Source organism: Meiothermus rufus DSM 22234, from assembly GCF_000423425.1.
GTDB lineage: Bacteria > Deinococcota > Deinococci > Deinococcales > Thermaceae > Meiothermus > Meiothermus rufus.
Window position 1 is genome coordinate 23,117 of the sequence record NZ_AUHY01000028.1, and the last position, 12,404, is coordinate 35,520.

Here is a 12,404-nt window from a genome sequence, read left to right on the forward strand (position 1 = left end):
CCTAGGATAACGGATTTTTTTGAACCAATCCCGGGCGGCGCGGATACTTTGAGGGGGTCGGGCCAACTTTTTCGATAATCACCAGGCTTCTGTGTTCCCTTAGCGCTGGCAGCTCAAAGGTGATAACCTCCCTTACCCTTCCACCTAAAAGACCTATGGCGGCCTGGGCGTGCTCGAGTTCTGCCTCAACCCCGGGTCCTTTCTGAGCAATCATCACCCCTCCCGGCTTCAACAGCGGGAGACATAGCTCGCTTAGAACACTCAGGGAACCAACGGCGCGGCTCAACACTCGGTCGTAGGCCTCCCGATGATCCGGATGCTGCCCCAGTTCCTCGGCCCGCCCCCAGATGCACCGCACTGGGGCCAGCCCCAGCTCCTGACAGACCGCCTCCACAAAAGCGATTTTCTTTTGGGTAGCGTCTAGGAAGGTCAGGTGTAGCGCTGGTCGAACTATCTTAATGGGCAAGCCAGGAAAACCAGCCCCAGTTCCCACATCGATGGCCCGCAGGCTCCCCTCTAACCCATCGCCTTTCAAACAGCTCAAAGAATCCACAAAGTGCTTCAGGATAATCCCTTTTTCATCCCGGATCGCCGTGAGATTGGTGGCTCGGTTGGCCTCGAGCAGGCGCCGGTATAGGAGCTGAAAACTGGGCAGAACCGGCCCAAGCTCGAGGCCCAACTCCCGGGCCGCCTCGTAAAGCAGGCGAACCCCTGGCTCACTCATCTGCATGCTCAACATTCAATCCGTACCTTTTTTTCATCCTCACGTAGCGTTCATAGCTATGGTCGTCTATTCGCCACCAACCACAGGCGTCTAGAACTGGGATTAACTCTTCCCTGAGCACTTTCCCTCGTATCATCCACTGGTAGTAGTTCCTGCCACCGTGAGTATAAGGGCCGTACAGCTTAGAGCCCGGAAACCGCTCGGTCAGCCACTCAAAAACCCTTTTGTGCCGTACATGCATCCGAAGGGTCACCTGGGCCTGCTTGCCATCCCCACCAAAATGCCCCTCGCCAACGAGCAGTCCTAGTAGCACGCCTTTCTCAAAATCCGTCAGCACTCTAGACCCCCTGGTTTCACGATAAACCTCTCGGTGAAACAACTTCCGTGATTTATCTCCTTGTTTCACCGTCATGTTTTCCGTAAAACCTTAGGCTGGAATTTTAGCGAGGTAGACCAGCAGCGCTGTTATGTCCGAGTCGCGAATCCCTGGTATCCTCGAGGCCTCGGCCACCGAGCGGGGGTGGCTTCGGCTAAGTTTTTCTATGGCTTCCTTAGAAAGACTCGGTACTTTGTTGTAGTCAAGGCGGGAAGGCAGAAGGTAGGCCTCGAGCTCCCTTAACCTCTCCCGCAGCCGCGCCTGTCGCTCCATGTAGCCGGCATACTTAGCCCGCACCTCCACCTGGTAGGCTTCTGCCGGACTGAGCACCACAGACGCAGGGGGGATACGCTGCACTACCTGGGCGTAGCTCACCTCGGGCCGGCGTAGATACTGCAAAGCCGACACCCCTTCCACCCGCACCTTCCCTAGGCGGTTTAGTTCCTCCTGGATTCGGGCATACTTGGCCTGGGTCTCCTGTAAATCCCGGGGCGGGCGAAGCCCCCAGGCCACGGCCAGCGGTACTAGGCGCTCGTCGGCGTTGTCGGCCCTACAAAGCAGACGCAGCTCCACCCTCGAGGTCATCATACGGTAGGGTTCATCCACACCCCGATGTACCAGATCATCCACCATCACCCCAATGTACCCAGACTCGCGCGGCAGATACACCTCAGGCAGACCCAGAGCATACCGCGCGGCATTTACCCCTGCCAACAAGCCTTGAGCCGCCGCTTCCTCATATCCCGAGGTTCCATTGAGCTGGCCGGCTGTGAACAAGCCGGCCAGCTTACGCGATTGCAGGCCCAAGGTAAGCTCTGTGGGATCCACCGCATCGTACTCCACCGCGTAGGCGTAGCGCTGGATTACTGCGCGCTCAAAACCAGGTAGGGTCTGCACCATCTGCACCTGCAGCTCCGGGGGCAGGGAGGAACTGAACCCTTGTAAGTAAAGTTCGGTGGTATACAACCCATCCGGCTCAACAAAGAGCAAATGGGTGTCTTTATCGGCAAAACGAACGACCTTGTCCTCAATAGAGGGGCAGTAGCGAGGCCCTATTCCTTCGATGTCCCCTCCATATAAGGGCGATAGATGTAGGTTTTCCTGGATGAGGCGGTGGGTGGCTTCAGTGGTGCGGGTCTGCCAGGTAGGACGGGCAGTAGCGTGTGGGCCAGGAGTTCCGGAAAAACTCTCCGGGGGGTCGTCGGCGGGTACCACCTCCAGCCGGCTGTAATCTACGGATTCTGCCTGGATACGGGGAGGCGTACCAGTCTTGAAGCGGCGCAGGGTATGGCCCACCGCACGCAAACTCTCCGACAAAAACCGGGCTGGGGGCTCTCCCTGCCGCCCTGCTGCCCTAGAGCGCCGCCCGTACCAGACCACGCCCTGCAGGAAGGTGCCGCTAGCCACCACCACCGATCGAGCGGCTATCCTCCGCCCATCCACCGTTTCCACCCCACATAACTGGCCTTCTTCCAGCCAAAGGGCCTTAACCTCGGCGCGCACACTCTCAATATTTGGGTGGGCCAGCAACACCCGCTGAGCCTCCAAGGCATAGGCATCCCGATCCACCTGTACCCGCAGGCTCTGTACAGCCGGGCCTTTAGAGCGGTTGAGCACCCGGGTGTGGATAGCCGTAGCATCAGCCAAACGGCCCATCAAACCACCCAAGGCCGCAATCTCTGCCACCAACTGGCTCTTCCCAGGGCCACCCACCGCCGGGTTACAAGGCATCAGCCCGATTCGCTCTGGGTTGGTCGTCACCAGGCCTACCTTGGCCCCTAGCTGGGCTACAGCCCAAGCGGCCTCAATCCCAGCATGCCCCCCACCAACCACTACCACGTCGTAGCCCTTCATCTTTCCAACCCCCAGCCCTGCATTCTAGCAGATGGCTCCCCTGAGGATTGTTGCAGCCATTGGCCTGTATTTTTGGCTTCCGTGCGACATTATCCACAGGGGCATTTTCAGCCTGTGGATAACTTCAGTAGAATAGGCCCACTACTCTGGAGGGCTAACCTTGACCCAGAACACCGTTTGGCAAAATGTACTCGAGTATGTGCGGCAAAATATTACCGAGGTGGAATACCACACCTGGTTTGAGAAAATTCAACCCCTGGGCGTGGTGAATGGCTCCCTCGAGCTCGGCGTGCCCACCTCCTTTTTCAAGGGTTGGATTGAGGATCACTATGCCGAGCTGCTCACCGAGGCCTTGACTCGCTTAGGAGCCCAGACCCCTCGCTTTGAACTCAAAGTAGTACCAGGAAAGCCCGTTCAAGAGGATATTTTTTCTGCTTCTTCCCAGAGCAGTGTTCAGGAACCCCGCTCTCGGCTAAACCCCAAATACATCTTTGAAAACTTCGTGGTAGGCCCGAACAACAACATGGCTCATGCCGCCGCGGTGGCCGTGGCCGAGTCACCTGGGAATGCCTACAACCCCCTGTTCATCTACGGGGGCGTGGGTCTGGGCAAAACCCACCTGATGCACGCTGTAGGCCACTCGGTCGCTCAACGCTTCCCCGACAAGAAAATCGAGTACGTCTCCACGGAAACCTTCACCAACGAACTCATCAACGCCATCCGGGAAGACCGAATGACCGAGTTCCGCGACCGCTACCGCTCAGTGGATCTGCTCCTGGTAGACGACATTCAGTTTATCGCTGGCAAGGAACGCACTCAGGAGGAGTTTTTTCACACCTTCAATGCCCTCTATGAGGCTCGCAAGCAGATTATCCTCTCCTCAGACCGTCCTCCCAAAGACATCCTCACCCTAGAGGCCCGTTTGCGCAGCCGCTTTGAGTGGGGTCTGATTACCGATATCCAACCCCCTGACCTCGAGACCCGGGTGGCCATCCTTAAGATGAACTCCGAGTACCGCAACATGCGGGTTCCTGAGGAGGTTCTGGAATATATTGCCCGCCAAATTACCTCCAACATCCGCGAGCTCGAGGGGGCCTTGATGCGGGTGATTGCCTACGCTTCGCTCAACGGCGTGCAGCTAAGCAAAACGGTTGCGGCCAAGGCTCTTTCCGATATCTTCTCGGCTAGTGAGAGTAGTCTGTCTGCCGAAGAGATTCTCAAAGCTGTGGCCGATCACTATGGCCTTAGGGTTGAAGAGCTTCGCGGAGCAGGTCGGCGTAAGGAGGTTGTTATTCCCCGCCAGATCGCCATGTACCTGATTCGGGAAATGACCCATGCCTCCTTGCCAGAGATCGGGCAATTCTTCGATGGGCGAGATCACACCACTGTGCTTTACGCCATTCAAAAAATACAAGAGAGTCTAGAAAGCGACAACGCTTTACGGCAAGCCCTCAAAAGCATCCAAGAACGCTTACACTAGCTGGGCCGCGCAGAGCTGTGGATAGCTGGTATGGCCCTGTGGATAACTCTGTGGATAATCTGTGGATAACCCTGTGGATAGACTTGTGGATAAATGCCTTCTGGCCAGGCTTGTGGATAACCTCTCTCTTTATCCACAACTTATCCACAGGTTTTCCACAGTTTTCCCCACCTTTTATCCACAAGCCCAATTCGATACTTATGGGATTTCAGGCCCCTTATCCACATATCCACAGCCCCTACTACTACTACTACTAATCTTTAAAATTTTTTTAGGAGTCGTAATTTAAAAAGGCCACTGCAAAAAAACAACGAAAAAGGTGTGATACGTGCCACGGGCTTACAGCGGGCTACGCTGGCTGTTAGAATATCTGGGCTAGGGGGCGATTTGCCCAGCACGGAGGCCAGTGTGGAAGTTCGTATCCCCAAACGTACCCTTGCTGACGGGCTTTCCATCCTTGAACGGATTATTCCCAGCCGTAGCTCCAATCCCATCCTGAGCTATCTTCCCATTGGGCTTTCCGAGCAGGGTCTAGTTTTGCGGGGTACCAATGGTGAAGTAGATATCGAGGTCAGGCTGCCCGCCGAGGTTCAAGGCCAGGGTCAGGTTTTGCTGCCAGCCCAAACCTTTTCCCAGATAGTTCGCAGCGCACCTGGCGAGCTCATCGAGCTCATCTTTGCGGGGGAAGGTTCGCGCCTCGAGCTTCACTCAGGGGCTTTTAACACTCAACTGGCCACCACCAACCCAGATGGCTATCCTGAGCTTTCCTTTGGCCAGCCTAGAGGGGAGAAAATCTCCGCTACAGGGCTAGCTCAGGCCATCACTCGGGTGCGCTACGCCGCAAGCAACGAAGAATACCGAGCCATCTTTCGGGGGGTGCAGCTGGAAATGTCCCCCAGTGGGTTGCGTTCAGTGGCTTCGGATGGCTTCCGCCTGGCCCGCTACGACCTACCCATGCCGCTCGAGACCCGCAAGCTGGTGATCCCTGCCAAAAGCGCCGACGAGATTGTGCGGGTTTTCAAGGACGCCCCAGGGGAAATAGCCCTAGCCGTGGGAGAGGGTACCCTTACCCTCGTAGGGGAGTCGGTACGTATGTCGGTCAAGCTAATGGAGGGGGAGTTTCCTGACTACAACCGTGTTATTCCCCAAAACTTCGTGTTGGAGGCCACCCTCCCCGCCGAGGCCCTGCGCGAGAGCCTCAAGCGGGTAGCGGTGCTTTCTGACCGCAACAACCACCGGGTCAACCTACTGTTCAACGCCGGCAAGCTAGACATCGACGCGGAAGGCGATTATGGCCGGGGCAGGGAAGAGCTGATCATCGAGGCCTCGGGTGAACCACAGCTGATGGTGGCCTACAACGCGCAGTATCTCATCGATGCCCTGACCCCCATCGAAGGGGCGGTGCGTATAAAACTTTCCGGTTCTACCAGCCCCAGCGTGTTGCAGGCGGTGGAGGATGCGGGGTATCTGGCGGTGGTGGTGCCGCTGCGGGTTTGAGGTATTTCTGGGGCAACCGTGTAAGCTAAGAGCGGTTTGGTGAGGATAGAAGCGTTTCCAGTAAGGAGGCCGTTGCTATGACCACAATCGTTGAAGTCAAAGGGCGTGAAGTGCTTGACTCTCGGGGTAACCCCACCGTGGAGGCCGAGGTGGTGCTCGAGTCGGGGGCCCGGGGGCGGGCTATGGTGCCCTCTGGGGCTTCTACCGGGGCTCACGAGGCCGTGGAGCTACGCGATGGGGGTCCTCGCTTTGGTGGGAAGGGGGTGCTGCGAGCGGTAGCGGCTATCAACGAGCGTATTGCGGAAGAGGTGGTGGGTCTGGATGCGCTTAACCAGGAGGCCATCGACCGTGCTTTGCTGGAGCTGGACGGCAGCGAGAATAAAGCCAACCTAGGAGCCAATGCCATTCTGGCTGTTTCGCTAGCTACGGCCCATGCGGCTGCCGCGGCTTTGGGGTTGCCGTTGTACCGCTACTTGGGTGGGGTACAGGGGGTGACCCTGCCGGTGCCCCTGATGAACGTGATCAACGGGGGTAAGCATGCAGACAACAACGTGGATTTTCAGGAGTTCATGCTGGTGCCAGGAGGCCTGCCTAGTTTCAGCGAGGCCCTGCGGGCCGGGGTGGAGACCTTCCATGCCCTCAAAGCGGTACTGAAGGCCAAAGGGTACAACACCAATGTGGGGGACGAAGGTGGGTTTGCCCCTGACTTGAAGTCCAACGAGGAGGCGGTGGAGGTGCTTCTCTTGGCCATCGAGAAAGCCGGCTACAAACCGGGCCAGGAGATTGCCTTGGCACTCGATCCAGCTAGCTCGGAGTTTTACCACCAGGGGAAGTATGTGCTCGAGGCCGACGGCAAGTCCCTTTCGGGGCCGGAGATGGTGGCCTACTGGGAGAACTGGGTGAACCAGTACCCCATTGTTTCCATCGAGGATGGTTTAGCTGAGGATGACTGGGACACCTGGAAACTCCTGACCGAGCGGCTGGGCCAGCGAGTACAGCTGGTAGGGGATGACCTCTTTGTGACCAACCCCGCTATCCTCCAACGGGGCATCGAGCAAGGGGTGGCCAACTCTATCCTGGTCAAAGTCAACCAGATTGGCACTCTTAGCGAGACCTTGGAGGCCATCCGGCTAGCCCACCGCAGCGGCTACACCACCATTCTCTCCCATCGCTCGGGCGAGACCGAAGACAGCACCATTGCCGATCTGGCGGTCGCGGTGAACGCAGGGCAGATCAAGACCGGCTCGGCTAGCCGTTCCGATCGGCTAGCCAAGTACAACCAGCTTTTGCGCATCGAGGAAGAGCTAGGGGCAGCCGCGCGCTTTTGGGGTTTTGGGGCCTTCCAGAGGTAACTCTACTATGGGACTTTCCAAGCGAACCAAAATCGTGGCCACCCTGGGACCCGCCTCACGTTCACCCGAGATGGTTCGGGCCCTGATCGAGGCTGGGGTGGATGTCTTCCGCCTTAACTTTTCCCATGGGGGGCCCGAGGATCACCGCCAATCGGCGCATATGATCCGCGAAGCCGCGGCTGCGCTAGACCGCACCGTGGCTATCTTGCAAGACCTGCAAGGCCCCAAGATTCGCTGTGGCCGCTTTCGTGAGGGGGCGGTGGAGCTAAAAACAGGACAGCGCTTCACCATTACCGCAGAACCCATTGAGGGGGATGAGAACCGGGTTTCCACCACCTACCGCGGCCTGCCCAACGACGTGGAGCCGGGCCAGATTCTCCTTTTGGACGATGGAAACATCCGCCTGCGGGTGGACGAGGTTCGCCTCAACGATATCCACACCACGGTGTTGGTGGGTGGGCGGCTTTCCAACAACAAGGGGATTAATATCCCCGGGGCCGACCTTTCCATTCCGGCCCTGACCGATAAGGATATCGACGACCTGGCCCTCGGGGCTGAGCTCGAGGTGGACTGGGTGGCCATGAGCTTTGTGCGCAGCCGCGATGACCTGCTGCTGGCCCGCCACTACCTGAGCCGCCATAACTCCCGGGCCCGCTTGATGGCCAAGATCGAAAAACCCAGTGCGGTGGCCCGCTTTGACGAAATTCTAGAAGAGGCCGATGGCGTAATGGTGGCCCGGGGTGACCTAGGGGTAGAGATGCCCTTGGAAGAGGTACCAGCGGTGCAAAAACGCCTGATTCTAAAGTCGGTGCAGGCCGGTAAGGCGGTGGTGACGGCTACGCAGATGCTGGAGTCCATGATTAAGAACCCCAGCCCTACCCGGGCCGAGGCCTCCGACGTGGCCAATGCCATCTTCGACGGAACCGATGCCATCATGCTCTCGGCGGAGACCGCCACGGGGCAGTATCCGGTGGAGGCGGTCTCCTTTATGGCTCGGGTGGCCAGAACCATCGAAGCCACCCAGGAGTACAAGGACCGCCTTAACGCCTTGCGGCCCCCCGCCACCCGTACTGTGCAGGATGCCATCGCCCGGGCGGTGGACGACGTGGTGGAGTCCACCGGGGCCAAGGCGGTAGTAGTGTTCACTGCTACTGGGGGGGCTGCCCGTCGGGTGGCCCGCACCCGGCCCCCGGTACCGATTCTGGCCTTAACCCCCAATCATTTTGTCTGTAACCAACTGGCCTTGGTCTCGGATGTGTTGCCCATGCTGGCCCCGGACCCTAAAGACACCGATGACATGGTGCAGATTGCGGTGGCCAAGGCCAAGGAGGCGGGACTGGCCGAGGTGGGGGAGTATGTGGTGATCGCTGCCGGAGTGCCCTTTGGGGTGCGGGGTACCACCAACATGATCCGGGTGGAGCGGGTGAGCTAGGGCAGCCCTGCTCCGTCTAGCAGAAAAGCGACGCTTCGCCGCACCCCTTCGGCCCCACCGGTGACCTCGAGGGCCGCACTTCCCGCGAATTCCCCCAACACCCCCCGTACCCAGGCCCAGTCCACTGCCCCTGTACCGCAAGGCAGATGCTCGTCTTTCTGACCGTAGTTATCGTGCAGGTGGAAGTGGATGAGGCGGTGTTGGAGCAGGTGGTGGTACTCCTGGGGGCCCTTTGGGCCGCGCTGGATTAGGGCATGGCCTACATCTAGGCAGTAGCTGTAGCGCGGGTGGGCCTCCAGCAGGGCTTTTAGCTCGGTAGGCTGTTCTAGTAAGTCGTCCGTGCCCAAGCCCAGGTTTTCTAGGGCCACCGGGATGGCCAGCTCTAGCCGCTCGAGGGCCTGGTGGAGCTGTTGATGGGCATGGGCCACCGCCTCGGGTAGCCGGAGAGGCACCAAGCCGGTATGCAATACGCCGCAGACAGCGCCAATCTCGGCTCCAAACCAGAGGGCTCGTTGGGTTCGCTCGAGGGAAAGCCGCTGTACAGCAGGCACCAGCGAGGCGATGTTCCAATCTACAAAGGGCAGATGCAGGCTGAAGCCTACCCCAGCCGCCTGGCCCATCTCGGCCAGTTCCTTGGCCCCAGGCAGCCGGGGGTCCATCTCGTGTTGGTCATAGGCGATTTCTAGAAAAAGGCCTAGTTCTGCGGCTAAATCGAGGGCCTGGCGGTAGCTCAGGCCGGCGGTTAGGGGGCTGAAACCCAGTTTCATAAAGAGGGCGGCCCGATTATACCGCAGGGCACAAAAGGGCCTGGCGTTACATAGCGGAAAGTTGCTCTAGGAGGCTTAGAACTCCTCGTCCCACTCTACGGTGGTCTCGCTGGTTAGGCCAGGGTGGGGCTTGCTGCTGGCCAGGCCCGTAGCCCCTGCTGCGGCTGCAGACTGCGAGACGCTAGGGCCTTGCCGCAGCAGGGTACGCTGGGTCTGCAACAAGCCAAACTGGGCAGCAATACCGCGCAGCCCAATGGTGGCAAAAAGGATTACCAGGAAGACCGTGAGGCCCCAGAACAACTGGGCCACCAGGTTTTGTTGGATGGAAAGGTGAGTCAGAAAGCCGAAGAAGGCCAGCCGTCCGTAGCGGGGGTCGGACAGGATGGAGCCGATGTAGGAAAGGCCTTCCATCATGGCCGGGAGCAGCAGGAAAAAGAAGGCCAGCCCCAGGAAGCGCCAGTACAGGTTGCGTCCGCCAAAGGTGAGGTTAATCAGGTAGAGGGGGAAGAAGGCCAGCATGCCGGCCAGGATGAATAGAAAAGCCCGGGGAATGCCCAGGATGGTTTGCAAGAGCCAGACCTGGGCGGCATGGAAGCCGCCTAGGCTTTTGCCCTCGAGGGCCAGGCTGTTTTCGAGCAACTCCCCCGAGAGCACATTGAAGTCGCTGGTGCGCAGCCCTACCGCGTTCTCAGCTAGCGCAAAGACCCGGCTGGTGCGTTGGGCTAGTTCAGGCCGGAGGGCTTCGATCAGCGGTTGGATGGCGCTTTTGTAGCGGGCGCTAACCTGGGCCAAGGTGCGCTGGGCGGCCTCGCTCTGCCCGCTCTGGGCCTGGGCCTGGGCCTCCAGCAGCCGCCCGCGCACCTCGAGCAAGGCCCGCTTCCAGTCGTCGATGCTGTAGATGCCTGCTCCAGTAAGCACATCGGCAATCTGCTCGGCCTTACGAGGGTCCTTCACCAGGAAGCGCAGATCCCCCAGCAGCTGTTGGTAGGGGTCGTTGGCAGGAGGGGGGGGGGTCACTTGGACAGGGCGGGGCAGAGGGGTAGGGGGCTGGGTAGCCCTGGTGGGGGCTACCTCGACGGGTGCAGGAGGGGTGCGGGGGGCCTGTAGGCGAACCCCCCCAGAAGTGGGGGGGTTTTGGGCCGTGCTGGGGTTACTTCGTTGGCTTTGTGGGCTCGCGGCAGCCTGAAGGAAGTTTTGGGCTTGGTTGATTAGGCCCTGCAGGTCGTTTTTGAAGGCGTTTAGGTTGCCGCTGGAGAGTTTGCTAAGTGCGTCTATAAAGCCTTTGGCGCTCAACCCCCGGGCGCGGGGCGAGTCCTGTACGATCAGATAGAGCGCGTAGGCCCGGGTGGTCTCGAGGTAGGCCTGTACCGCGCTGGTTTGGGCCTGGGCCCGCCTTAGTGCGTTGGTAATCCCTTGAGCGAAGGTACGCTCAAAGAGGTTGCGTAGCCCATCCAGGTTGTTGGCTGCGGCCAGGGTTTGGGCCTGGGCCTGCAGGCTGTTGGGTAGAGCGGCAGCCGAAAGCACCCTAGGCAGCAGTTGGTTGGCGTCGGCATTGTTGCCGGCAGCGAGGGCGCTGAAATAGTTATCGTAAAGAGCCTTGCCCAGAATGGCCTTGACAATCTGAACGCGGGCCTCGAGGTCAGCGCTGCTACGACGGGCTAAGGCTTGGCGCGCATCGGCCAGCGACTGCAGCACCCCATCACGCAACACCGGGGCTAGGTCGCCGGCCCCCTTGCGGAAATCATCTTCGGCCTTGGCCAGCAGCTCTAAGGCTCGGGCGGGGTTGTTGTTTTGCAGCGTGCGCACCTGGTCCAAGGTAGGCGCAAGCTGGTCGTACAAGGTCATGACCGGGGCAGCCCAGGCCAGGCTCATTAGGGCGAAAACGGCAAACCAACGCTTCATTGACATAACCTCCTACTGCTCGGCTCCGTTCGGGATGGCTTCAATCCGGCTCATACGGTACAACAACTGCCCCAGGTTGGCCTCGTCACGCGTGAGCACAGCCAGATAGCCACGCTCCAGTGGGCGGAGTACCAGCTGCGCTTCCCTGAACACAGTGTAAAACACCCGGTAACGGCCCCTATGGTCAAGTAACCGGTGTACCGTGGAAAGTAAGCGGGGTAAGTCGTTGCCGTGCCCTCCCAGAAGGTATTCTTTCCCACCGACACACTCTAGCACCACTGCGAGCACTCCCTCGCTCCGGGCCAGCCCCAGCACCAGGGCCTGGCGCTCCGAGGCTTTTTGCAGATCAACATACTCCCTTGAGTCGGTGGCCTCGAGGGTAGGCTCGAGCGCTATCGCCACACTGGAGGCTTGGGCTGCTAGCTGCTGTGCCAGGCTCTGCAAAGAGGGGGGGAGCCCCTTGAGGGGAAGTATGGCGGAAAGCTCGTGCTGGAGGGGGCCGTGCAGGAGTTCTACCCAGTCGTGTGGCTGCAACGAGCCAGAGGCTCTTCCCCCCAGGGCCCGCCGGAGCAAGTTTTGTGCCGCCTGGGGGGAGACCACCTGGGAGAGGGCCTCGATAATCTTTCGCTCCGTTTCGCTCAAACGCGTCCTCCGAGGGTGAACTGGGGCCCGTGTACGGGGCCTTTCCGAGATTATAGAGAGGCCCTGAACCCGGACAAACACATGTGAGACTCTAAGCTGGGATAAAAAGAGGGGAACCAACCAAGAAAGGAGGTTCCCCAGGTGCAGTTTACCACCGTTGGCCGAGAGATATGGCAAGGCGCTAGACAAGCACAGAGGCTGGCCGAGGCCAAAGCAGGCGACCCAGAGGTCAAGGAACGTCTGCGCAAGCTCCGACTGGTCAAAGCCCTGCGTGAAAGTAAAAAGAGCTGGAAGGAGATCCAGGACCTGGTCGGGATCAGCCGGGCCACCTACCACCGCTGGAAAAAAGCCCTAAAAGAAAAGGGCCTGGCCGGACTC

11 protein-coding genes are annotated in these 12,404 nt (G+C 59.5%); 5 read left to right on the forward strand and 6 right to left on the reverse strand.

Translation table 11 applies throughout. The features are described 5' to 3' along the window. Nucleotide 1: 1 nt before the first annotated feature. The 3 genes from rsmG to mnmG form a co-directional block, all read right to left on the reverse strand. Nucleotides 2–730 (reverse strand): 16S rRNA (guanine(527)-N(7))-methyltransferase RsmG, encoded by a 729-nt coding sequence (gene rsmG, locus G552_RS0106735; RefSeq protein ID WP_027882341.1) that lies wholly within the window; start codon nucleotides 728–730, stop codon nucleotides 2–4. After that, nucleotides 717–1,061 carry a hypothetical protein gene (locus G552_RS0106740; RefSeq protein WP_245575136.1) on the reverse strand — a complete coding sequence of 115 codons (345 nt, stop codon included), beginning with the start codon at nucleotides 1,059–1,061 and terminating at the stop codon, nucleotides 717–719. The genes rsmG and G552_RS0106740 overlap by 14 nt, the downstream gene beginning before the upstream one ends. Nucleotides 1,062–1,151: 90 nt before the next feature. After that, the gene (gene mnmG, locus G552_RS0106745; RefSeq protein ID WP_027882343.1) at nucleotides 1,152–2,954 is read right to left on the reverse strand and encodes a tRNA uridine-5-carboxymethylaminomethyl(34) synthesis enzyme MnmG; all 1,803 of its coding nucleotides are present in this window, start codon (nucleotides 2,952–2,954) and stop codon (nucleotides 1,152–1,154) included. A gap of 160 nt (nucleotides 2,955–3,114) precedes the next feature. Between mnmG and dnaA the strand changes: the two genes are divergently transcribed. The 4 genes from dnaA to pyk all read left to right on the forward strand — a co-directional run bounded on the left by dnaA (nucleotide 3,115) and on the right by pyk (nucleotide 8,715). Then, nucleotides 3,115–4,434, forward strand: coding sequence for a chromosomal replication initiator protein DnaA (gene dnaA, locus G552_RS0106750; RefSeq protein ID WP_027882344.1), 1,320 nt, complete (start codon nucleotides 3,115–3,117; stop codon nucleotides 4,432–4,434). A 408-nt stretch (nucleotides 4,435–4,842) separates the two neighbouring features. Continuing rightward, nucleotides 4,843–5,931, forward strand: a complete 1,089-nt coding sequence (gene dnaN, locus G552_RS0106755; protein WP_027882345.1) for a DNA polymerase III subunit beta — start codon at nucleotides 4,843–4,845, stop codon at nucleotides 5,929–5,931. 77 nt (nucleotides 5,932–6,008) lie between these two features. Continuing rightward, nucleotides 6,009–7,283: a phosphopyruvate hydratase gene (eno, locus tag G552_RS0106760; RefSeq protein WP_027882346.1), complete on the forward strand. Its 1,275-nt coding sequence runs from the start codon at nucleotides 6,009–6,011 to the stop codon at nucleotides 7,281–7,283. 7 nt (nucleotides 7,284–7,290) lie between these two features. After that, on the forward strand, nucleotides 7,291–8,715 hold the full coding sequence (gene pyk, locus G552_RS0106765; RefSeq protein ID WP_027882347.1) for a pyruvate kinase: 1,425 nt from the start codon (nucleotides 7,291–7,293) through the stop codon (nucleotides 8,713–8,715). Here the strand turns inward: pyk and G552_RS0106770 are convergent. The 3 genes from G552_RS0106770 to G552_RS0106780 all read right to left on the reverse strand — a co-directional run bounded on the left by G552_RS0106770 (nucleotide 8,712) and on the right by G552_RS0106780 (nucleotide 12,026). After that, nucleotides 8,712–9,482, reverse strand: a complete 771-nt coding sequence (locus tag G552_RS0106770; protein WP_027882348.1) for a sugar phosphate isomerase/epimerase family protein — start codon at nucleotides 9,480–9,482, stop codon at nucleotides 8,712–8,714. The genes pyk and G552_RS0106770 overlap by 4 nt on opposite strands. 75 nt (nucleotides 9,483–9,557) lie before the next feature. Then, on the reverse strand, nucleotides 9,558–11,384 hold the full coding sequence (locus G552_RS0106775; protein ID WP_027882349.1) for a proline-rich domain-containing protein: 1,827 nt from the start codon (nucleotides 11,382–11,384) through the stop codon (nucleotides 9,558–9,560). Between the two features lie 12 nt (nucleotides 11,385–11,396). Then, on the reverse strand, nucleotides 11,397–12,026 hold the full coding sequence (locus G552_RS0106780; RefSeq protein WP_027882350.1) for a hypothetical protein: 630 nt from the start codon (nucleotides 12,024–12,026) through the stop codon (nucleotides 11,397–11,399). Nucleotides 12,027–12,167: 141 nt separating this feature from the next. Between G552_RS0106780 and G552_RS14930 the strand changes: the two genes are divergently transcribed. After that, the coding region (locus G552_RS14930; protein WP_169447877.1) for a helix-turn-helix domain-containing protein at nucleotides 12,168–12,404 on the forward strand (237 nt) is incomplete at its 3' end.